The following is a 20,629-nucleotide window of genomic DNA, read 5'->3' as shown; positions in this document are numbered from 1 at the left end:
TCTCCGGAGGAGAGGATGGAGGAGTGACGAAGCGCGAGACGAAGAGCGAGAGCAAGAGCGAGCCCAAGAGCGAGATCGTCGCGACCGGAGCCGGGGACGCCCGGATCACCTGGATCGCCGCGAGGAAGCCGTGGACCGTGCTCGCCGTGAGCCACGGCGCCGGCGGCGGCGTCGAGGCCCGCGACCTCCAGGCGCTCGCCGCGGCCCTGCCCGCCGAGGGCGTGACCGTGGCCCTGGTCGAGCAGCCCTGGCGGGTCGCCGGCAAGAAGGTGGCGCCCGCCCCGAAGACCCTCGACACCGGCTGGCGCGGGCTGTGGCCCGCGCTCGCCGCGCCCGGCCTCCCGGTGATCGCCGGCGGGCGCAGCGCCGGCGCCCGGGTCGCCTGCCGCACCGGGCGCGAGCTGGGGGCGAGCGCCGTGCTCGCGCTGAGCTTCCCGCTGCACCCGCCGGGCAAGCCGGAGCGCTCCCGGGCCGACGAACTCCTCGGCACCGGGCTGCCCACCCTCGTCGTGCAGGGCGGCAGCGACCCCTTCGGCAGGCCCGCCGAGTTCCCGGCCGGCGACCACTCCCTCGTCGAGATCCCGTACGGCGACCACGGCTTCGCCGTGCCCAAGCGCGCCCCGCTCACCCAGGAGGAGGCGCTCGACACGATCGTGCGCGCGGTGTCGGAGTGGATCACGTCCCTGAAGTGACCCCGCGAAGTCGCCTTGCGAGGTCGCCCCGCGAAGTGACCCCGCGAAGTCGTCCTGCGGAGTCGCCCCGCGAAGTGGCCCCGCACGGCCGGGAGACGGGGCCGGGAATGTTGCGGGCGGGGCCGCTGTTGAGTCGGACATCGGTGCGTGAAGAGCGAAGGAAGAGGGAGTCCGTCGAATGGGTTCGATCATCTGCCCGCAGCGCCCGCAGGCGGCTGACCTGGACTGGACCGTGCTGCCGGCGCCCAGGACCAGTCCTATTCGGGCGGCGGGCGGAGCGGTTCCTCGTCTATCCTCCGAAGCGAGCGGGTCCGCCTTCGGATTCGCCGCAGCGCTGGAGGAGGTGGGTCCGGTCACTGGGACCGACACAGGGACCGACGACGGCCCCGAGGAGACGACCGAGGAGCGCAACGCGCGCTTCGAGCGGGACGCCCTCGGCTACCTCGACCAGATGTACTCGGCCGCGCTGCGCATGACGCGCAACCCCGCGGACGCGGAGGACCTGGTGCAGGAGACCTACGCGAAGGCGTACGGCTCCTTCCACCAGTTCCGCGAGGGCACCAACCTCAAGGCCTGGCTGTACCGCATCCTGACGAACACGTTCATCAACTCGTACCGCAAGAAGCAGCGCGAGCCCCAGCGCTCCGCCGCGGACGAGATCGAGGACTGGCAGCTCGCCCGCGCCGAGTCGCACATGTCGACCGGTCTGCGGTCGGCCGAGTCCCAGGCGCTCGACCACCTGCCGGACTCCGACGTCAAGGAAGCGCTGCAGGCGATCCCCGAGGAGTTCCGCATCGCCGTCTATCTCGCGGACGTAGAGGGCTTTGCGTACAAGGAGATCGCGGACATCATGGGTACTCCCATCGGCACGGTGATGTCCCGGCTGCACCGGGGTCGCCGCCAGCTGCGCGGAATGCTCGAGGACTACGCTCGTGAGCGCGGGCTGGTTCCCGCGGGCGCCGGAGAGTCGTCGCACGATCTGAAAGGCTCGGGCTCATGAGCTGCGGAGATCCGCACGAGACGGACTGCTCGGAGGTCCTGGACCATCTCTACGAGTTCCTCGACCGAGAGATGCCCGACGGTGAATGCACCAAGTTCGAGGTGCACTTCGAGGAGTGCTCCCCGTGCCTGGAGAAGTACGGCCTGGAGCAGGCCGTGAAGAAGCTCGTCAAGCGCTGCTGCGGCAGTGACGACGTACCGGTCGACCTGCGGTCGAAGGTGATGGGCCGGATCGAGCTGATCCGCTCGGGCCACGTGGTGCCCGAGCAGGAGCCCGCGGCGGGCCAGGTGACCCCGCAGGAGCAGTAGCCGGGGCAGGGGCCGGGGCGGGTCGCGCCCCAGGCGTCCCACCGGCGCAGGCACACGTACGGAAGGCCGGGCGACAGGCGTCGCCCGGCCTTTCGCGTGTCCATTCGTGTGCCCATCGGCTTGTATCACCCGATGGTGCGAATCGGCCCCCGGCGCGCCGGGTGCGGCCGCCCCAACTCGCTAGCGTGGCGGGCGTGATGGGCGTGAAGGTCATTCCGCGCGGACGGGGCGTTCCGCGAGCGGCGCGCGGTTACGTCGCCTGTGCCGTGCTCGCCGCCGCGGCGGTCGCCCTGCCCGCCCTGCGCCCCGGCGCGGCCACACCCTGGCCGACCGTGCTGCTGCTCGCCGCCCTCTACGCGCTGTGCGAGCGGCCCGTACACCTCCCGGCCCGGATCCGCCCGCCCGGTGGGACCCCCGTCCGGCTCGCCGACCGGGTCCTCGGCGGCCCCGTGCACCGGGCCGACGCCCCCAGGGGCGCGGGCTCCTTCTTCCCCGTGCTGCTCGCCGCCGCGCTGCTCCTGCCGCCGGCCGCCGCCGCGCTCACCGCCGTGCCCGGCGCCCTCCTCGCCCGCGTCGACGAGCCGCCCGCCGGACTGCGCCGGGCCTGGCGGGCCGCCCGACTCGCCCTCGCCGTCTGGGCCGCGGGCCGCACCGGCCGGCTCCTCGAATGCCCGGGCGCCCTCGGCCGCGGCCAGGTCATCCCCGACTTCCCGTACGTGCTGGTCCCGGCCGGGGCCGGGGCGCTCGCCTTCTGCCTGGTGCTCACCGCCCTCGACGGCGGCATCCGCGCCACCGCCGAGCAGCTGCCGCCGCGCACCGCCTGGCGCGGACTGCTCGGCCTGTCCCTCGCCCCGCACGCCGTGCACGGCCTCGCCGGACTGATGATGGCCGTGCTCTGGCGCAGCGGCTACGGGCCGGTCGCCGCGCTCTTCGTGCTGCTGCCCATGTACATCTCCTGCTGGGGCTTCGCCCAGTACCACCGCGAGCGGGCCGGCCACCAGGCCACCATCCGGGCCCTCGTCCAGGCCGTCGACATCAAGGACCGCTACACCCGCGGCCACAGCGAACGCGTCGGCCGGGCCTCCCTCCTGATCGCCCGTGAACTCGGCATGGCCGAGCCCCGTCTGGAGGTCGTCCGGTTCGCCGGCATCCTCCACGACGTCGGCAAGCTCGGCGTGCCGACCCGGGTGCTGCGCAAGGACGGGCCGCTCACCCCCGAGGAGCGCCGGGTGATCGAGCTGCACCCCGAGTACGGGCACGAGATGGTCCGCGGCATCGGCTTCCTCGGCGAGGCCCGCAGCGCGATCCTGCACCACCACGAGCGGATGGACGGCACCGGCTACCCGTACGGGCTCAAGGGCCACCAGATCCCCGAGTACGCGCGGGTGGTCGCCGTCGCCGACGCCTTCGACGCCATGACCTCCACCCGCTCCTACAGCCGGGCCCGCCCGGTCGGCGCGGCCCTCGCCGAACTGGAGCGGTGCGCCGGCAGCCACTTCGACCCGCGCATGGTCGAGGCGCTCGCCCGCGCGCTGGCCCGGCACGGCTGGCAGACCGAGGTCACCGCCGACGAGACCGCCGTGCCCGCGCCCCGTCCCCCCGTACCGGCGCCCGGAGCCGTACCGGAACCCGCGCCCGAAGCCGTACCGGAGACCGGGACCGCGCCCCTCCAGGAGCGGGCGTGAGTCCCCCGGCCGCCGCCTGCGCCACCGTCGGCACCGTCCGCGCGGCCGCCCTGCTGCTCACCCTCGGCGGCCTCGGCGCCACTCTCTGGCGCGGCCTCACCGACCCCGGCATCGCCGTCGCCTTCGGCGTCCTCATCGCGCTCGGCGAACTCACCCGGCGCGGAGCTCCACGAAATGTGGGGGCACCTCCCCTGCTCGAAGAGCCCGAGGAGCGGGAACCCGCGCCGCTCGCCTCCGCCGGCGCCCTCGCGTACGCGCTGCTCGGCCAGAACGGCGGCCAGGTCACCAGCCACGGCGTGCTCCAGACCGTCGCCGTCGTCGTCGCGGCCGGCCTCGTCGGCATCGTGCCCCACGTGGCCCGCGGCAACGGCCCCGACCTCGACCAGCTCGCCCGGCGCATCCTCACCGTCGGCTTCGCCGCCAGCTGCTTCCAGCCCCTCTACAACCAGGGCACCATCACCGCCCACCTCGGCCAGAGCCCCTCCTACCCCCTCTTCCTGGTCGCCCTGCTGCTCCTCACCGCCCTCTGCGACGCCGTCCTCGGCGCCGTCCTGCACCGGGCCCGCACCGGGCACCCCTTCGGTCCGCTGCTCCGGGACGAGCTGCGCGCGCTGCTCGGCATCGGCTCCGCCGTCGGCGCCACCGGCGCCGTCATGGCGCTCGGTGTGGCCGCCGCCGGACTGTGGGCGCTGCCCGTCTTCGCGGTGCCGCTGCTGCTCACCCAGGTCTCCTTCCGGCGGTACGCGGCCGTGCGCACCACCAACCGGGAGACCATCGCCTCGCTCGCCCGGGCCACCGAGATCGCCGGCTGCACCCCGCCCGGCCACGCCCACCGGGTCGCCGCGCTCAGCCGGGCGGTGGGCCGGGAGCTGGGCCTGTCCGGGCCCGACCTGACCGTCCTCGAATACGCCGCGCTGATGCACGACATCGGTCAGCTCTCCCTCGTCGATCCCGTCGACGGCGGCGCCACCGCGCTGCTGCCCGCCGAGGAGCAGCGCCGGATCGCCCTGCTCGGCGCGGCCGTGGTGCGCCAGACCGGCGTCCCGGCGGCCGTCGCCGTCGTCGTCGAGCGGCAGGCCGACCCGTACCGCGAGCAGCCGCTGCCCGCCCGGATCGTCCGGGTCGTCAACGCCTACGACGACCTCGCCGCGGGCAGCGCGGGCGGCGGCCTGGGCGCGCTCGAACGGCTCCGGCTCGGCACCGCCCGCGACTACCACCCCGACGTCGTCGAATCGCTCGCCCGGGTCCTCGCGAGAGGAGGCGTCAAGGGCGGCATCGCCCCCGTTCCGCCGGGGTAACCCACGGGTAATGAGCGCGCGTCCGACCGGGCATGGTTGGATGCGAACAAGAGGGTGAAGCGACCGGCAGGCGGGAATCGTGAGGATCTTCGGGAAGGTACGGCATCGGCCCTCCGCCTCGTGGCGGCAGGCCACCGACCGCGCGTTCACGCTGATCGGCGACGGCCGGTACGAGGACGCGGGCGCGCTGCTGACGCGCGCGGCGGACCTGGAGCCCTGGCTCTCCGAGTCCTGGTTCAACCTGGCCCTGCTGCACAAGTTCCGCCACGACTGGGAGCAGGCCAGGGCCGCGGGCCTGCGGGCCGTCGCGCTGCTCGACAAGGAGACCGGCGCCCCGGACTGGTGGAACGTGGGCATCGCCGCCACCGCCCTGCAGGACTGGCCGCTGGCCCGCCGCGCCTGGCAGGCGTACGGCCTGAAGGTCCCCGGGGCCTCCGCCGGCACCGGCGAGCCGGCCGGGATGGAGCTGGGCAGCGCGGCCGTGCGGCTCTCCCCGGAGGGCGAGGCCGAGGTCGTCTGGGGCCGCCGGCTCGACCCGGCCCGGATCGAGGTCCTGTCCATCCCGCTGCCGTCGTCCGGGCGGCGCTGGGGCGAGGTCGTGCTGCACGACGGCGTGCCCAACGGCGAGCGCACCACCAGCGCGGGTCCCTCGTACCCGGTCTTCGACGAGATCGAGCTGTGGGCGCCGTCGCCGGTGCCCACCTGGGTGGTGCTCCTGGAGGCCGCCACCGAGGCCGACCGGGACGCCCTGGAGCAGCTCGCCGCCGACGCGGGCTTCGCCGCCGAGGACTGGTCGTCCTCCGTACGGCTGCTCTGCCGCGCCTGCTCCGAGTCGACCATGCCCAGCGCCGAGGGCGAGGGCGAGCACCTCGACCCGCACGACCACAGCGAGCCGGGGCACCCCGGTCCGCTCGGCCACCGCTCGCCCGGCGAGCTGTGGGTGCCCGAGCGGGAATGCGGCATCGCGGCCCCCGCCGGCCTGGTCCGGGGGCTGCTGGACAGCTGGGTGGCGGACAGTCCGGACAGCCGGGAATGGCGTGATCTGGAGGAAGTCTGCTGACCGCTGCCCGTAGGCTGTACCCAGCCCCGTATCTACCGTCGGGGTGTACCGGGTCGAGGAAGAAGGCGTACGGCGGACATGTCGCAGCAGGGCACTGAGCAGGAGCAGACGGGCGTGTACGCGGTGGACGACGAGGGCTTCATCGTCGACACCGAGGACACCGAGGCCCGCGAGGCCGCCCACCGCGAGCGCGGCACCTCGCGCCCCATCACGGTCGTGGGCAACCCCGTCCTGCACCGGGAGTGCAAGGACGTCACCGACTTCGACGAGGAGCTGGCGCAGCTCATCGACGACATGTTCGCCAGCCAGCGCACCGCCGAGGGCGTGGGCCTCGCCGCCAACCAGATCGGCGTCGACCTGAAGGTCTTCGTCTACGACTGCATGGACGACGAGGGCAGGCGCCACGTCGGTCACGTGATCAACCCGGTCCTCGTCGACCTGCCGGCCGACCGGCGGCACCTCGACGATTCCAACGAGGGCTGCCTCTCGGTCCCGACCGCGTACGCCGAGCTCGCCCGCCCGGACTACGCCGAGGTCACCGGCCAGGACATGAAGGGCAACCCGATCAAGGTGCGTGGCACCGGCTACTTCGCCCGCTGCCTCCAGCACGAGACGGACCACCTCTACGGCTTCCTCTACATCGACAAGCTGTCGAAGCGGGACCGCAAGGACGCCCTGCGTCAGATGGAAGAGGGCACGCCGCGCTACCCGGTCGTCCCGAACGACTGACGCCCGCCCCTTCGCGCACCGACGGCGCGGTGGACGGCCCAGCCGACCGCCGCGCCGGTCGCGTACCAGAACAGGTCCGGCACGTTGAACGTCGTGCCGAGCACGAGGCGCGCGAGCGTGCTGCGCGCGGACAGCTCCGCCGGTACGCCGGTCAGTTGGAACAGCTCCACCGCCCAGCTGAACCCGAGGGCCACCCAGGCCGCCACGGCCGGCCGGACCCGCGGCGCGACCAGCACCACCAGGGCCAGGACGAGGAGCGTGTAGAGCGCGTCGCCCGCGTACTTCGCGACGACGCCCGACGCCGCGGACCTGATTCCCAGGCCCGCGGCGACGGTGAGCAGAGCGGCGGAGCACGCCATGAGCCGCGTGCCGAGCCGCGCGCGTAAGAAGATCCCCATGCCGGGCACCCTACGCGTTCGGAACCGAGGCGATCAGAAGTCCTCGTCGAGGTCGACCGAGCCCTCGACCGCCACCTGGTAGGCGGACGGCCGGCGCTCGAAGAAGTTCGTCAGCTCCTGGACGCCCTGGAGCTCCATGAACGCGAACGGGTTCTCCGAGCCGAACACCGGGGCGAAGCCCAGGCGGGTCAGGCGCTGGTCGGCGACGCACTGGAGGTACTCGCGCATCGACTCCGTGTTCATGCCCGGCAGGCCGTCACCGCACAGGTCCTGGCCGAACTGGAGCTCCGCCTCGACGGCCTCCTTCAGCATGTCGGTGACCTGCTGCTGCAGCTCGTCGTCGAAGAGCTCCGGCTCCTCCTTGCGGACGGTGTCCACGACCTCGAAGGCGAAGTTCATGTGCATCGTCTCGTCCCGGAACACCCAGTTGGTGCCGGTGGCCAGGCCGTGCAGCAGACCGCGGCTGCGGAACCAGTACACGTAGGCGAAGGCGCCGTAGAAGAACAGGCCCTCGATGCAGGCGGCGAAGCAGATCAGGTTGAGCAGGAAGCGGCGCCGGTCGGCGGCCGTCTCCAGGCGCTCGATCTTCTCCACCGAGTCCATCCACTTGAAGCAGAACTGCGCCTTCTCGCGGATCGACGGGATGTTCTCGACGGCCGCGAAGGCCGCCGCGCGGTCGTCCGGGTCGGGCAGGTAGGTGTCGAGCAGCGTCAGATAGAACTGGACGTGCACGGCCTCCTCGAAGAGCTGGCGGCTCAGGTAGAGGCGCGCCTCCGGGGAGTTGATGTGCTTGTAGAGCGTCAGCACCAGGTTGTTGGCCACGATCGAGTCGCCGGTCGCGAAGAAGGCGACGAGACGGCCGATCATGTGCTGCTCGCCCGGAGACAGCTTGGCGAGGTCGGCGACGTCCGAGTGGAGGTCGACCTCCTCCACGGTCCAGGTGTTCTTGATGGCGTCCCGGTAGCGCTCGTAGAAGTCCGGGTAGCGCATCGGACGCAGGGTCAGTTCGAAGCCCGGGTCGAGCAGGTTGTGAGAACGGGTGGAGCTCATTACTGGCATGCCTCGCAGGACTCGGGGTTCTCCAGGGAGCAGGCGACGGCGTCCGCGTCGGGCGTGGCCTGCTGGACGGGGATCGTGGTGGCCTGGGCGGCGCGGGCGATCCGGGTCGCCGGGCGCGAGCGCAGGTAGTACGTGGTCTTCAGGCCCTGCTTCCAGGCGTACGCGTACATCGACGACAGCTTGCCGATGGTCGGCGTCTCCATGAACAGGTTCAGGGACTGCGCCTGGTCCAGGAACGGGGTGCGGGCGGCGGCCATGTCGATCAGACCGCGCTGCGGGATCTCCCAGGCCGTCCGGTACAGCTCGCGCACCTCGGCCGGCACCCAGCCGAAGCCGGCCACCGAGCCGTTGGAGTCGCGCAGCGCCTCACGGGTCTGCGCGTCCCACACGCCGAGCTCCTTGAGCTCCGCCACCAGGTACGAGTTGACCTGGAGGAACTCGCCGGACAGCGTCTCGCGCTTGAAGAGGTTGGAGACCTGCGGCTCGATGCACTCGTAGACGCCCGCGATCGAGGCGATCGTCGCGGTCGGGGCGATGGCGAGCAGCAGGCTGTTGCGCATGCCGGTGGCGGCGATCCGCTCGCGCAGCGCGGCCCAGCGCTCCGGCCAGTTCAGCTCGACGTCGTAGTGGTCCGGGTGCAGCACACCACGCGCGGTGCGGGTCTTGTCCCAGGCCGGCAGCGGGCCGTTGCGCTCGGCGAGGTCGGCGGACGCCTCGTACGCGGCGAGCATGATCCGCTCGGCGATCCGGGTGGACAGGGCGCGCGCCTCGGCCGAGTCGAAGGGCAGCCGCAGCTTGAAGAAGACGTCCTGGAGGCCCATCGCGCCCAGGCCCACCGGACGCCACTTGGCGTTGGAGCGGCCGGCCTGCTCGGTCGGGTAGAAGTTGATGTCGACGACCCGGTCGAGGAACGTGACGGCGGTGCGGACGGTCTGGTCCAGCCGCTCCCAGTCGATCCCGCCCGTCTCCTGGAGCACGAAGGCGCCCAGGTTGACCGAGCCGAGGTTGCAGACGGCGGTCTCGCCGTCGTTGGTGACCTCGATGATCTCGGTGCACAGGTTGGAGGAGTGGACGACCGTGCCGGGCTCGGCGGTCTGGTTCGCGGTCCGGTTGGCGGCGTCCTTGAAGGTCATCCAGCCGTTGCCGGTCTGCGCCAGGGTGCGCATCATGCGGCCGTACAGGTCGCGGGCCGGCATGGTCTTGCGGGCCAGGCCCGCCGCCTCGGCCTTGCGGTAGGCGGCGTCGAACTCCTCGCCGTACAGGTCGACCAGCTCGGGCACGTCGGCCGGCGAGAACAGCGACCACTCGGCGTCCGCGTTGACCCGGCGCATGAACTCGTCCGGGATCCAGTGCGCGAGGTTGAGGTTGTGCGTACGGCGGGCGTCCTCGCCGGTGTTGTCGCGGAGCTCCAGGAACTCCTCGATGTCCGCGTGCCAGGTCTCCAGGTAGACCGCGGCGGCGCCCTTGCGGCGGCCGCCCTGGTTCACGGCGGCGACGGAGGCGTCCAGCGTCTTCAGGAACGGCACGATGCCGTTGGAGTGCCCGTTGGTGCCGCGGATCAGCGAACCGCGGGCGCGGATGCGGGAGTACGACAGGCCGATGCCGCCGGCGTGCTTCGACAGCCGCGCGACCTGGTGGTAGCGGTCGTAGATGGAGTCCAGCTCGTCCTGCGGCGAGTCGAGCAGGTAGCAGGACGACATCTGCGGGTGGCGGGTGCCGGAGTTGAAGAGCGTGGGGGAGGACGGCAGGTAGTCCAGGCGGCTCATCAGGCCGTAGAGCGCCGTCACCTCGTCGAGCGCGCGGACGGAGTCGTCCTCGGCGAGGCCGGCGGCCACGCGCAGCATGAAGTGCTGCGGGGTCTCGATGACCTTGCGGGTGATCGGGTGGCGCAGCAGGTAGCGCGAGTAGAGCGTGCGCAGGCCGAAGTAGCCGAAGCGGTCGTCGGCGGCCGCGTCGATCGTCGCGTCGAGCCGCTCCGCGTGCAGGGCGACGAAGTCGGCCGTGCGGTCGGCGATCAGGCCCTCGCGGTGGCCGACGGCGACGGAGGCGGCGAAGGACACCGCGCCCTGGCCGGCCGCCTCCTGGGCGATCGTGATCGTCAGGAGCCGGGCGGCGAGCCGGGAGTACGCCGGGTCCTCGGCGATCAGACCGGCGGCGGCCTCCGTGGCCAGCTCGCGCAGCTCCGCCTCGTCCGAGCCGGGGTGCCGGCCGCGCAGCGCGGCGGCGGCGACCCGGCCGGGGTCGGTGTCCGGGAGGTCGACGGTGAGGTCGGTCAGGGTCCGCAGCAGCGCGGTCCCGGGGCCGTCGGTCTCGACCGCGGAAGCCTCGGCCGAAGCCGGATCGGCGGGCGCGATGGTCACGTGGGGGCTCTCCCTCGCTCGGCACGGGGCCAGGACGGGAGGCGGCAACGGGCGCCGTACGCACGGCGGCGCCGCGTCCACCGGCCCACTCCGCGAGGCCCGGACGTCAGTGACACCCGGAACGGACGGACCGGGCGCGCTGTCGGCAGGTCCTCGGACTCACGTCGTACGGAAACGCACTTAGTACACCGTTGCGGGACAGTTCCGGATTTTCACCGGATTCCCCTGCGGCGACAGCGAGGACGAGCATACATGTGGGGGGCGCCCCTCGGAGCACCCCCCACATGTTGTGTGTCGTCAGTGTTCCGCCAACTCCAGTGCGTAGGTGCGCAGGAGGTGGTCGGGGATCGGTGCCCAGTCCCGCTCGGGGGTGCGGACGAAGCCCAGCCGCTCGTATATCCGGTGCGCGGAGACCATCAGGTCGGCCGTGGAGAGCACGAGCCGCGCGCAGCCGGGCAGGGCCCGCGCCCGGTCGACGCAGGCCCGCACGAGGGCCTCGCCGACGCCCCGTCCACGCGCGTCCGGCGCGACGACGAGCATCCGGAACTCCGCCTCGCCCTCGACCGCGATGTCCGCCCAGGCGGTGCCGCCGGCGGCGAAGGTCACTCCGCCGATGACCCGGCCCTCGGCGTCCACGGCGACGAGCACCTCGCTCTCGCGCGCCCGCCGGGCGGTGTCACGGAGCACGGCCAGGTAGAAGTCGTCCTCCCCGTGCACCAGGAGCCCGTCGTTCAGATAGGTCAGCCCGGTGAGGTCACCGAGCTCCTCGTACTCCTCGGGCCGTACCGCCCTGATCGTGAAGTCCATGCCCGGCAGTCTGCACCCGGCACGCCCGCGCCCGCCTCCCGGAATCCAGGGGGCGGGCGCAGCCGTGCGGTGGCCGGGTCAGTGGCCGGTGCCGACCTTCGGCAGTTCGGTGACGACGCCCGCGTCGCCCGCGTCGGCCGTGTAGTCCTCCGGCGAGGTCTCGTCGACTCCGTCGGGGGTGCCGACGGAGCGCAGGACCAGGGTGAGGGCGACGGTGACGAGGACGTTGAGGACGAAGGCGGTGAGGCCGATGTAGCCGATCTCGCCGATGCCCGGGATCTCGGCCGCGGAGCCGCCGAAGTGCTTCTGCGTGGGGCTCGCGACCCCGTACGCGGCGGCGGTGCCGTAGACCATGCCCACGGCCCAGCCGGCGAGCAGCGCCCAGCGGTGCGGCCAGCGCGTGAAGAGGCCGCCGACCAGGGACGGGAAGGTCTGCAGGATCCAGATGCCGCCGAGCAGCTGGAAGTTGATGGCGACGGTCTTGTCCATGGTGAGGACGAAGACCAGGGCGCCGACCTTCACCAGGAGCGAGACCAGCTTGGAGACCTTGGTCTCCTGCTCGGCGGTCGCGTCCGGCTTGATGAAGTCCTTGTAGATGTTGCGGGTGAAGAGGTTGGCCGCGGCGATCGACATGATCGCGGCCGGCACGAGCGCGCCGATGCCGATGGCGGCGAAGGCGATGCCGGCGAACCAGTCGGGGAACATGTCCTCGAAGAGCTGCGGGATGGCGAGCTGGCCGTTGGTCACCTTCACCCCGGCGGCGATCGCCATGAAGCCGAGCAGCGCGAGCAGGCCCAGCATCAGCGAGTACAGCGGCAGGATCGTGGTGTTGCGGCGGATCACGTTGCGGCTCTTGGAGGAGAGCGTCGCCGTGATCGAGTGCGGGTACATGAAGAGCGCGAGCGCCGAGCCGAGCGCGAGCGTCGCGTACGTCCACTGGCCGGCCTCGCCGGGCACCAGGGCGCCCTTGGGCTTGTGGGTCAGCGGGTTGACGGTCTTGTACGCCTCCGCGGCCTTGCCGAAGATCTCGTCGAAGCCGCCCAGCTTGATCGGGATGTAGATGATCGCCACCGCGATGACGATGTAGATCAGCGTGTCCTTGACGAACGCGATGAGCGCGGGCGCGCGCAGACCGGACGAGTAGGTGTACGCGGCGAGCACGCCGAAGGCGATGAGCAGCGGCAGGTCCTTCACGAACCAGTTGGTGTTCTCGCCGCCGCCGACGCCCATCACGTCCAGGACGGCCTGGATGCCGACCAGCTGGAGCGCGATGTACGGCATCGTGGCGAGGATGCCGGTGACGGCGACCGCGAGCGACAGGCCCTTGGAGCCGAAGCGGCCGCGGACGAAGTCCGACGTCGTCACGTACCCGTGCTTGTGCGACACCGACCACAGGCGGGGCAGGAAGGTGAAGATCAGCGGGTAGACCAGGATCGTGTACGGGACGGCGAAGAAGCCGGCCGCGCCCGCCGCGTAGATCGCCGCCGGGACGGCGACGAAGGTGTACGCGGTGTAGAGGTCGCCGCCCAGCAGGAACCAGGTGATCCAGGTGCCGAACGAGCGTCCGCCGAGGCCCCATTCGTCGAGGCTGTGCTCGTTCTCGGCCCGGCGCCACTTGGCCGCCAGGAAGCCCATGACCGTGACGGCCAGGAAGAAGAAGACGAAGACGCCGAGCGCGACGCCGTTCACGCCGTCCTTCATCGCGCGTCACCTCCCTTGCGGGCGCGCTGGTCACGCTGCCACAGCCAGTAGGCCACCACGGTCAGCGCGGTGGAGATGAGCACCCAGAGCATCTGGTACCAGTAGAAGAACGGGATGCCCATGAAGGCGGGGTCCACCTTCGCGTAGGAGCTCACCCAGAGCATCGCGACGAACGGCGCGACGAGGCAGACGGCGATCACCACCCTGAGGGGTGTGACGACCGGTTGTTTCCCTTGTGCGGCTTCTGACATGGCGATTCCGTCCCCTCGCTGATCACCTCGTAATGACCGGGAAATCTAGGGGAACGCCTCGATTCGCGGAACCCCTGTCCGTATAACGGATGAGACTCACAGCCAGCCCTCCTTCACCGCCCGCACCCCCGCCTCGAAACGGCTGCGCGCGCCGAGCCGGGACATCAGCTCCGAACTCATCCGCCGCACGGTGCGCAGGGAGACCCCGAGCCGGCGCGCGGCGATGTCGTCGGTGCAGCCGATGCCGAGGAGCATCAGCAACTCGCGCTCCTGCGGCGAGAGATCGTGCTCGTCGCGTCGCGGGGCCTCGCCGAAGGGGGTGCCCGCGTCCCAGAGGCGGTCGAAGAGGACGACGAGGGCGTGCACCAGGCCGGGGCTGCGGACCTCCAGGGCGCCCGCGCGGGCGTCCGCCGGGTCGACCGGGACGAGTGCGGCCTCGCGGTCGACGATCACCATGAGCATGGGGACGACGGGGACGGTACGGGCCTCGCCGCCGAGGCCGCAGTACCAGCGCACGTAGTCGGCGGTCGGCGGGTCGTTGCGGAAGCTCTCCTGGTAGATCGACCGGATCCGCACCCCGCGCTCCAGGGCGAGCTGGTCGAGCGGCTGGCTGGCGTCCATGGTGTCGGGCAGCTGGGCCCCGCCCGGGAGCAGCGAGAGGCACTCGGTGCGGGCGCCTGCCGCCAGGTCCTCAAGGCGTTCGCGGACGGCGTCGAGGCCGGTGATCCGGTGGACGACGTCGTGGCGGGCCGGATGGTCCGGGCAGTCGGCGTAGGTGGCGAGGATCCCGGCCACCGCCCGGCCCGCCTGTTCGACCTGGCGTCTGCGCTTGCTGAGTTCGGCCTCGGCGCGGGAGAGCAGGAAGGAGAAGCCGACGTCCGGGGAGTACGGCTCCACCTCGCCCGAGTCCTCGTCCATCAGGACGAGCCTGAGGTCGGCGAGGCAGAGCAGGGCCTCGCGCACCTCCGTCTCGGTGCGGCCCAGGTGGGCCGCCATCTCCGTCACCCCGTACTCGGGCCGCTCCAGGAGCAGACGGTAGACGGTCTCCGTCGGCTCCTTGATGCCGAGCGCCTCCAGCATTTCTGTCTCCCCCTCGCTGTAGCGGTCGTCGATGCTAGAGGGGTGCACCCGTCTAGGTCTAGACCAATTGGGGTGAACTCCAAGGAGTGAGACGGGAGCGGGCCGCCGGTGCGGCGAGGACCCGGCCGCCCACCGCGTCGAGCAGCGCGGTCAGCGCGAACGCCGAGACGAGCAGGGCCAGTTCGACCTGCGGGCCGATCCCGGCCGCGAGCACCGCGAGCGCGCCCGCGCCGGCCGCCAGGAGGCCGGCCGCGTCGGTGGCCCCGGCCGGCGACGAGGACGAGCCGGAGGAGGACGAGCCGGAGGAGGACGAGCCGGCGGAGGACGAGCCGGAGGAGGACGGCGCGGCGACGGTCGCCGCCGAGCGCTCCAGGGACACGCAGAACGCGAACGCCCCCACCACCAGCGGCACCCAGCCCGTCACCGCGCCCGTCCCGCCCGGCCCGAACTGCCACAGCAGCACCGGCCCGCCGGCCGCCGCGGCCGCGGCGAGCAGCGCGCCCAGGAGCGACCGGGCCGCCGTGCGCCGCTGCCTCCGTACGAGGACGCCGAAGGCGACGAGCGCGACCACCGGCACCGCGTACGGCAGCAACCCGTAGTCCCCGTCCACCAGATCCCGGTCCACCACCCCCGAACCCCCGACCAGCGCCCCGGTCCCGGCGAGCGCCGCCCGCACCGCCTCGACGGTCCGCGCACCCCCGGGCGTCATCGGCTCCTCCTCCGGCACGACCACGACCAGGGCCGTACCGCCCCGGCGCCACCCGGGCCCGCTCGGCGCCGCCGCGAACCGCACGCCCGGCACCACGGACGCCCGGCGCACCACCTCCCCGGCCGCGCCCGAAGGCACCAGGACCTCCAGCGGATTGAGCACACCGGTCGCGACCCCGGCCGCTTCGAGCCGGTCGAGTCCCTCCCGCGCCGGGCCGGCGGCCACGAGGGCACGGGCCTCGGGGTTGCCGACGCGGACCAGGGGCGCCGCACCCGCGCAGAGCAGGAGGAGGGCGAAGGCGACGAGCGAGACGGGGCGCGACCAGGCCCGACGGGGACCGGGGCCGGGGAGACGGCGGGAGGTGAAAGACCGGCCGGGGTCCGCCTGCGCGGCGGTGACGGCGACCCGCCGCGCGGCCGCGTGCCCGGCGGCCCCGCCGGCCGTCGGCGCCGCCATGCGCCCCGCCGCGCGTCGGCGCGACGCGCCGGAGCGACCGCTCCGCGCCGCTCCCGCCGCGGACCGCAGCAACGGATCCAGCGTCAGCGTCACCACCGCACCCACCACGCACACCGCCGCCCCCGCGATGCCGATCGAGCGCAGGAACACCGCGGGGAAGCAGGCCAGCGCGGTGAAGGCCGCCGCGCCCGCCGCGGCTCCCGTGACCGCGCCGCCCGGCGGACGCGCCCAGCGCCGCACCATGACCACCAGGGCCGTCACCGGGATCGGATAGACCACGACGAAGCTGACCGGAACGGCCGACGCCACCGCCTCGACCAGCAGCAGCGCGGCCACCGAGACCGTCGCGGCGAGCACCAGCGGGGCCAGCACCCCGAGCGGCGAGCGGAACGCCCACGCGAGGAGCCCCAGGAAGCCGAGCGCGCAGGCCCCCTTCAGGACGAGCGCCGGCGGGCCGGGGCCGGCCGCCGCGCTGTCCGCCGTCAGCGGCAGCACACCGGTCACCTCCACCCCGGCGGCCCGCAGCGCCCTCGCCGTGTCCTCGACGGCGGTCAGGCCCGCCAGGTCCGGCTTCCCCGCGCCCGGGTGGACCAGGGCGTACGCGGTGCCGCCCGCCGTACGCGTCAGGGTGCGGGCGTCCGGGCCCGCCGCCCGGGCGACCGCGCCGGCGAAGCGGTCGGCCGCGGCCCGGTCCCGTACCGCCGCCACGGCCACCAGCGGCGGGACGGCCGCCCCGTTGCCGTAGCGCGCGTGGATCTCCTGGTTGGCGCGGTGGCCGGGCCCGCCGGTGGCGGTGAAGGACTGGTCGAGCCTGCCGAGTCCCGCCACCGCGACCGCCCCGCCGACCAGCAGCGCCAGCAGCCACACCACGCCGATCGCGCCGAGGCGCCCCCGGTCAGTCCGCATCGTCGAGCCGCTTCCTCAGCTTCTCGTCGAGCCCCAGCCCCACCGCGCCCAGCGCCTCGTCGAGCTGCGCCGGCGAACTCGCCCCGATCACCGGCAGCACCGGCAGCGCCCCGCCCAGCGCCCACGCCAGGACCACCTGGTTCGCGGACCGGCCCAGCTCCGCGGCGACCTCGCCGAGCACCTTCAGGCGCCGCTCCGAACCGGCGTGCCGGTACTGCTCCGGCACCTCCTTGCCCGGGTCGGTGTAGGCGCCCGTCAGCTGGGTCGTGTACGCCGTGAAGGTCAGCTCGGGCCGCGTGCCCAGGTAGTCGAGCAGTTCCTCGGAGGCGTGCGGGTTCACCCCGAAGTCGGCGCCCGGGCGCGGCCGCAGATAGGTGTAGCGCTGCTGCACGGCCGCGTAGTCCGGCACCCCCGCGGCCCGGGCGGCGCCCCGCGACTCCTCGATCCGCCAGGCGGCGAAGTTGGAGCAGCCGGCCCGGCCGATCTTCCCGGCGGCGACCAGCTCGCCGAAGGCGCCCATCGTCTCGGCCACCGGCGTCGCCCGGTCGTCGATGTGCGCGTAGTACAGGTCGACGCGGTCCGTGCCCAGGTTCCGCAGGCTCTCCTCGACCTGGCGGCGCAACACCGGCGCCGAGAGCCCCTCCGCGCACTCCGGCCAGGCCGAGCCGGGCGGATCGGGCAGCGCGCCCACCTTGGTGGCGAGGACCATCTCGTCCCGCACCCCCCGGCTGCGCAGCCAGCGCCCGATGAGCAGCTCGCTCTCGGCGCCGGTGGCGCCCGGCTCCCAGAAGGCGTAGGTGTTGGCGGTGTCGAGGAACGTGCCGCCGGCCTCGTGGAAGCGGTCGAGGACGGCGAAGGCGGTCTCCTCGCCGATGCGGGTGCCGAAGGGCAGCGTGCCCAGGCACAGCGTGCTCACCCGCGGGCCGCCGGGCCCGCCGAGCGTCGTGTACTCCATCAGATCTCGCTTTCCGAACAGGGTGTGGTGACGGTCAGTTCCTGGACCAGGTGGTCGGAGAGGCCCTCGGCGTCGCGGAAGCGGTACGAGCCGACGCGGGCGCCGCCGCCCGTGAAGGCCCAGTCGATCCGCCACAGCCGCAGCCTGGAGCGGGCGTGCCAGCTCGCGGGCAGGAACGAGCGGCAGGCGCCGATCGCGTCGCGCAGCGAGCGGGGCAGCCGCCGGATGTCCCCGATGGCCGCGCTGGTGTTGAAGTCCCCGGTCACCAGGACCGGGTGCGGGTTGCCCCGCAGGTCGGCGACGAGCGCCGCGTACTCGGCGTCGCGGGCCGCCGCCCGGCGCCGCATGTCCCGGAAGAAGGCCGGGCGCAGCGGATTCATGACGGTGAGCTGGACCGGGATGTGCACGTTGTACGTGGACAGGGTCCCGGCGCCGACGCGCAGGTCCGCGCGGAGCGAGCAGGCGCCGACCGGCACCGGCGGCCCGGCGAGCGGGAACCGGGACAGCGTCACCGCGTTGTTGTCGACCGCCAGGTGGTGGCCCGGGAACGCGGCCCGCAGCCGCTCCTCGTCGTCGATGTCCCAGACCTCGCCGCCCTCGAAGCCGTTGAGGTACTCCTGCAGGACGTACACGTCCGCGTCGAGGCCGCGCAGGAAGCCGTAGAACCGGCCGGGGTCACCGCCCTGGTTCCAGTGCTGGGTGTTCCAGGAGACGAGCCGCAGCCCCGCCGGAGCCGAGCGGGGCCGCAGGGCCCGCAGGTTGACGCCGTTCTGCGGCCAGGCGACCAGCAGCGAGCAGGCCGCGAGCGCCGCCGCGCCCCATGCGCCGGTGACCGAGGCGGCGACGAGCAGCGCCAGCGGTACGGCGGCGAGGGCGACCGGCGGCAGCAACGAGACCGCGAGCCAGGCCCACCAGCGCCCGTTGAGCACGAGGTGCAGCGCGAGGAAGACCGCCCAGAGCAGCGCGCAGAGGAAGACCACGGCGTCAGCCCTCTCCCCGTTCCGTGCCCCTCGGCAGCCCGACCCACAGGTCCTGCGTCGCGTGGTCCGACAGCTTCTCCGGGTCGCCGAAGGAGTAGCGCTCGGCCCGCGCCCCGTTCCCGGTGAACGCCCAGTCGGTGCGCCAGAACGGCTTCCAGCCGCCCTCCTCCCAGCTCGTCGGGTACGGGTCGGTGCTCACGTCCGCCGCGTCGGCCAGCCGCTCGCGCAGCGGGTCCAGGTCCGCCATCGCGGCCGTCGCGTTGAAGTCCCCGGCGACGACCACCGGGTGGCGGTTCGCGGCCACATCGGCCTCAAGCCCTTCGTACTGCGCCCGGCGCGGCGCGAAACGCTCCCGCATGTGCCGGTAGAAGGCGGGCGAGAGGAGGCCGTCCGGCATGCTGTTCCACACCGGCATGTGCACGTTGTAGAACGACACCACCCGGCCCCTGACCAGCACGTCCGTGCGCAGCACCTTGCTCTCCCGGTACGTGGTCCGCCAGTCGGCGCCCGCCGGCACCGCCCGGGCCGGGCCGACGGCCGGCTGCCCGACGATCGGGAAGCGGGACAGCGTCACCAGCTCGCCGCGGACCGCGATCCCGTAACCGGGGAACTCCCGGCGCAGCCGCGCCAGATCGTCGACGGGCAGCCGGCCCTTCCGGTCGGCGGTCACGTGCTGGTACTCGTGCAGCAGGTACACGTCGGCGTGCTTCGCCTTCAGGAAGGCGTAGAAGTGGTCCTGGGTGCCGAGCATCTGGTTCCACGAGTTGGTGTTCCAGGCGAGGACCCGGACCGCGTCCGTGCCCGGCCGCGGCTTGGCCCGCCAGAGCGCGGCGGGGTCGACGCCCGACTGGCCGAGACCGAGGAGCAGCGCGAGGCCCGCGGCGCCGAGGCTCCGCCACCGCGCCGCGCCACGGGCGAGCGGCGCCAGGGCGGCGAGCAGCAGCGGGACGAGGACGAAGGCGGCGGGCGGCACGATGCCGACCAGGTTGCCCAGCCAGATCCGGCCGTCGGCCGCCCACTCGACGATCAGCAGCACCAGCCAGGCCACGGCCGCGCCCGCCACGAGCCGCCCCCCGCGACGCCCCCGGAGCCGTACCGGAGCCGGGGAGGACTCCCGTACGGCCTCGGGCGCGAGCGTGTCAGCCACGGCCCGCACCCGCCGGGGAAGGCGCCAGGTCCGGGCGCGGCCGCGGGTCGTACAGGTGCCGGAAGCGCGCCGAGCACAGCCACTGCACCCCCGCGACCGCGATCGCCGCGAACACCGTCAGGTTCACCAGGAAGTTGACCGCCACGAAGTACCCGAGGAAGAGCCGGCCCCGGTGCCGCCGCACCTCCCGGTACATGTCCAGGTCGCCGAGCACACCCAGGACGAACAGGGTCAGCGGCAGCAGCGCCCACACCGCGCCCCACAGCGGCGGCGCGGCCAGCGCGGCCACCGCGAGCGGCGCGGCGAGGCTGGCGCCGGCCCGCGGGCCGGTGACGAAGCCGCCCTGGAGGTGGCGGCGGCCGAGGATGAGCGGCACGGCGAGCCGGGCGCGGGCGAAGACCTTGTCGAGGACGATCCGCAGGGTGTCGTCGTGGTCGTGCCGGCCCCGCACCTCGAGGGAGCTGAGCACCGTGTACCGCTCGGAGATCCGGCGGCCGTAGTCCTGGTCCTCGGTGTGCCGCAGGATCGGGTTGAAGGGGCCGACCTCCTCGAAGACGCGGCGGGGCATGGCCAGGATCGCGGTGTGGACGGTGGTGATGACGCCCTCGGACCTCAGCAGCAGGTAGTACTGCTGGAGCGAGCGGTACTCCTCGACGAGGCTGTCCCGGATCAGCGGCTCCGGCTCGTACGTGCCGCAGATCGCCCCGTACCGCTCTCCTGCGCCGAGGAGCCGGACCGCGTTCGCCACGGCGTCCGGGTGCATGGCGACGTCGGAGTCGAGGAAGACCAGGATCTCGCCCGAGGTGAGCTCGGCGCCGAGGTTGCGGGCGACGGCGACCCCGCTGTTGACGCCGGTGGACACCACCCGGGCGCCCGCCTCGGCCGCGATCCGGGCGGAGTCGTCGGTGGAGCAGTCGTCGACCACGACGACCTCGATGTTCGGGTAGGTCTGCGCGAGGGCGGCCTCGACGCACAGGCCGATCGAGCGGCCGTAGTTGTAGTTGGGGACGATGACGGAGACCAGGGGGAGGGACATGATCGGGTTCTC

19 protein-coding genes and 1 riboswitch are annotated in these 20,629 nt (G+C 73.2%); of the genes, 7 read left to right on the top strand and 12 right to left on the bottom strand.

All coding sequences use genetic code 11. The features are described from left to right. The first annotated feature begins 23 nt into the window (after window positions 1-23). The 7 genes from ACIRSU_RS15650 (at window position 24) to def (ending at window position 6,772) form a co-directional block, all read left to right on the top strand. Window positions 24-692 (top strand): alpha/beta family hydrolase, encoded by a 669-nt coding sequence (locus ACIRSU_RS15650; protein WP_403792299.1) that lies wholly within the window; start codon window positions 24-26, stop codon window positions 690-692. A gap of 343 nt (window positions 693-1,035) precedes the next feature. Further along, entirely contained in the window at window positions 1,036-1,692 is a 657-nt protein-coding gene (locus ACIRSU_RS15645; protein WP_403792298.1) for a sigma-70 family RNA polymerase sigma factor, read from the top strand. Continuing rightward, window positions 1,689-2,000 (top strand): mycothiol system anti-sigma-R factor, encoded by a 312-nt coding sequence (rsrA, locus tag ACIRSU_RS15640; RefSeq protein ID WP_403792296.1) that lies wholly within the window; start codon window positions 1,689-1,691, stop codon window positions 1,998-2,000. The genes ACIRSU_RS15645 and rsrA overlap by 4 nt, the downstream gene beginning before the upstream one ends. Before the next feature lie 197 nt (window positions 2,001-2,197). Beyond that, entirely contained in the window at window positions 2,198-3,685 is a 1,488-nt protein-coding gene (locus tag ACIRSU_RS15635) for an HD-GYP domain-containing protein (RefSeq protein ID WP_403792585.1), read from the top strand. After that, on the top strand, window positions 3,682-4,983 hold the full coding sequence (locus ACIRSU_RS15630; protein ID WP_403792294.1) for an HD-GYP domain-containing protein: 1,302 nt from the start codon (window positions 3,682-3,684) through the stop codon (window positions 4,981-4,983). The genes ACIRSU_RS15635 and ACIRSU_RS15630 overlap by 4 nt, the downstream gene beginning before the upstream one ends. A gap of 79 nt (window positions 4,984-5,062) precedes the next feature. Further along, on the top strand, window positions 5,063-6,043 hold the full coding sequence (locus ACIRSU_RS15625) for a tetratricopeptide repeat protein (RefSeq protein WP_403792292.1): 981 nt from the start codon (window positions 5,063-5,065) through the stop codon (window positions 6,041-6,043). Between the two features lie 78 nt (window positions 6,044-6,121). Beyond that, the gene (gene def, locus ACIRSU_RS15620; protein WP_403792291.1) at window positions 6,122-6,772 is read left to right on the top strand and encodes a peptide deformylase; all 651 of its coding nucleotides are present in this window, start codon (window positions 6,122-6,124) and stop codon (window positions 6,770-6,772) included. Here the strand turns inward: def and ACIRSU_RS15615 are convergent. The 12 genes from ACIRSU_RS15615 to ACIRSU_RS15560 form a co-directional block, all read right to left on the bottom strand. Next, window positions 6,748-7,170, bottom strand: a complete 423-nt coding sequence (locus tag ACIRSU_RS15615) for a DUF2809 domain-containing protein (protein WP_403792290.1) — start codon at window positions 7,168-7,170, stop codon at window positions 6,748-6,750. The two genes, def and ACIRSU_RS15615, sit on opposite strands and share 25 nt — an antisense overlap. 33 nt (window positions 7,171-7,203) lie before the next feature. Beyond that, window positions 7,204-8,229: a ribonucleotide-diphosphate reductase subunit beta gene (locus ACIRSU_RS15610; RefSeq protein ID WP_403792288.1), complete on the bottom strand. Its 1,026-nt coding sequence runs from the start codon at window positions 8,227-8,229 to the stop codon at window positions 7,204-7,206. Continuing rightward, entirely contained in the window at window positions 8,220-10,589 is a 2,370-nt protein-coding gene (locus ACIRSU_RS15605) for a ribonucleoside-diphosphate reductase subunit alpha (RefSeq protein WP_403792286.1), read from the bottom strand. The genes ACIRSU_RS15610 and ACIRSU_RS15605 overlap by 10 nt, the downstream gene beginning before the upstream one ends. Before the next feature lie 148 nt (window positions 10,590-10,737). Next, window positions 10,738-10,814, bottom strand: a riboswitch (cobalamin riboswitch). 72 nt (window positions 10,815-10,886) lie between these two features. Then, on the bottom strand, window positions 10,887-11,396 hold the full coding sequence (locus ACIRSU_RS15600; RefSeq protein ID WP_403792285.1) for a GNAT family N-acetyltransferase: 510 nt from the start codon (window positions 11,394-11,396) through the stop codon (window positions 10,887-10,889). A gap of 78 nt (window positions 11,397-11,474) precedes the next feature. Beyond that, window positions 11,475-13,097 carry a monocarboxylate uptake permease MctP gene (gene mctP, locus ACIRSU_RS15595; RefSeq protein WP_403792283.1) on the bottom strand — a complete coding sequence of 541 codons (1,623 nt, stop codon included), beginning with the start codon at window positions 13,095-13,097 and terminating at the stop codon, window positions 11,475-11,477. Next, entirely contained in the window at window positions 13,094-13,348 is a 255-nt protein-coding gene (locus tag ACIRSU_RS15590; protein ID WP_403792281.1) for a DUF3311 domain-containing protein, read from the bottom strand. Before ACIRSU_RS15590 ends, mctP begins: the two co-directional genes overlap by 4 nt. A gap of 96 nt (window positions 13,349-13,444) precedes the next feature. After that, window positions 13,445-14,428: a LuxR C-terminal-related transcriptional regulator gene (locus ACIRSU_RS15585; RefSeq protein WP_403792583.1), complete on the bottom strand. Its 984-nt coding sequence runs from the start codon at window positions 14,426-14,428 to the stop codon at window positions 13,445-13,447. 58 nt (window positions 14,429-14,486) lie between these two features. After that, the gene (locus ACIRSU_RS15580; RefSeq protein ID WP_403792280.1) at window positions 14,487-16,499 is read right to left on the bottom strand and encodes a hypothetical protein; all 2,013 of its coding nucleotides are present in this window, start codon (window positions 16,497-16,499) and stop codon (window positions 14,487-14,489) included. Continuing rightward, window positions 16,489-17,454 (bottom strand): aldo/keto reductase, encoded by a 966-nt coding sequence (locus ACIRSU_RS15575; RefSeq protein WP_403792278.1) that lies wholly within the window; start codon window positions 17,452-17,454, stop codon window positions 16,489-16,491. The genes ACIRSU_RS15580 and ACIRSU_RS15575 overlap by 11 nt, the downstream gene beginning before the upstream one ends. Next, the gene (locus tag ACIRSU_RS15570; RefSeq protein ID WP_403792276.1) at window positions 17,454-18,434 is read right to left on the bottom strand and encodes an endonuclease/exonuclease/phosphatase family protein; all 981 of its coding nucleotides are present in this window, start codon (window positions 18,432-18,434) and stop codon (window positions 17,454-17,456) included. The genes ACIRSU_RS15575 and ACIRSU_RS15570 overlap by 1 nt, the downstream gene beginning before the upstream one ends. Window positions 18,435-18,438: 4 nt before the next feature. Further along, window positions 18,439-19,581, bottom strand: a complete 1,143-nt coding sequence (locus ACIRSU_RS15565; protein WP_403792274.1) for an endonuclease/exonuclease/phosphatase family protein — start codon at window positions 19,579-19,581, stop codon at window positions 18,439-18,441. Next, on the bottom strand, window positions 19,574-20,617 hold the full coding sequence (locus ACIRSU_RS15560) for a glycosyltransferase family 2 protein (RefSeq protein WP_403792273.1): 1,044 nt from the start codon (window positions 20,615-20,617) through the stop codon (window positions 19,574-19,576). The genes ACIRSU_RS15565 and ACIRSU_RS15560 overlap by 8 nt, the downstream gene beginning before the upstream one ends. Window positions 20,618-20,629: the final 12 nt, after the last annotated feature.

The organism is Streptomyces sp. NPDC101160 (assembly GCF_044768205.1).
Taxonomy (GTDB): domain Bacteria; phylum Actinomycetota; class Actinomycetes; order Streptomycetales; family Streptomycetaceae; genus Streptomyces.
This window is presented reverse-complemented; position numbering and strand designations above follow the sequence as displayed.

What these genes read in the sequence shown, in the direction of transcription:
- ACIRSU_RS15615 (WP_403792290.1), bottom strand. Translation starts at nt 7,170, where the DNA reads ATGGGGATCTTCTTACGCGCGCGGCTCGGCACGCGGCTCATGGCGTGC.
- ACIRSU_RS15585 (WP_403792583.1), bottom strand. Translation starts at nt 14,428, where the DNA reads ATGCTGGAGGCGCTCGGCATCAAGGAGCCGACGGAGACCGTCTACCGT.
- rsrA (WP_403792296.1), top strand. Translation starts at nt 1,689, where the DNA reads ATGAGCTGCGGAGATCCGCACGAGACGGACTGCTCGGAGGTCCTGGAC.
- ACIRSU_RS15575 (WP_403792278.1), bottom strand. Translation starts at nt 17,454, where the DNA reads ATGGAGTACACGACGCTCGGCGGGCCCGGCGGCCCGCGGGTGAGCACG.
- ACIRSU_RS15635 (WP_403792585.1), top strand. Translation starts at nt 2,198, where the DNA reads ATGGGCGTGAAGGTCATTCCGCGCGGACGGGGCGTTCCGCGAGCGGCG.
- ACIRSU_RS15560 (WP_403792273.1), bottom strand. Translation starts at nt 20,617, where the DNA reads ATGTCCCTCCCCCTGGTCTCCGTCATCGTCCCCAACTACAACTACGGC.
- ACIRSU_RS15590 (WP_403792281.1), bottom strand. Translation starts at nt 13,348, where the DNA reads ATGTCAGAAGCCGCACAAGGGAAACAACCGGTCGTCACACCCCTCAGG.
- ACIRSU_RS15610 (WP_403792288.1), bottom strand. Translation starts at nt 8,229, where the DNA reads ATGCCAGTAATGAGCTCCACCCGTTCTCACAACCTGCTCGACCCGGGC.
- ACIRSU_RS15600 (WP_403792285.1), bottom strand. Translation starts at nt 11,396, where the DNA reads ATGGACTTCACGATCAGGGCGGTACGGCCCGAGGAGTACGAGGAGCTC.
- def (WP_403792291.1), top strand. Translation starts at nt 6,122, where the DNA reads ATGTCGCAGCAGGGCACTGAGCAGGAGCAGACGGGCGTGTACGCGGTG.
- mctP (WP_403792283.1), bottom strand. Translation starts at nt 13,097, where the DNA reads ATGAAGGACGGCGTGAACGGCGTCGCGCTCGGCGTCTTCGTCTTCTTC.
- ACIRSU_RS15580 (WP_403792280.1), bottom strand. Translation starts at nt 16,499, where the DNA reads ATGCGGACTGACCGGGGGCGCCTCGGCGCGATCGGCGTGGTGTGGCTG.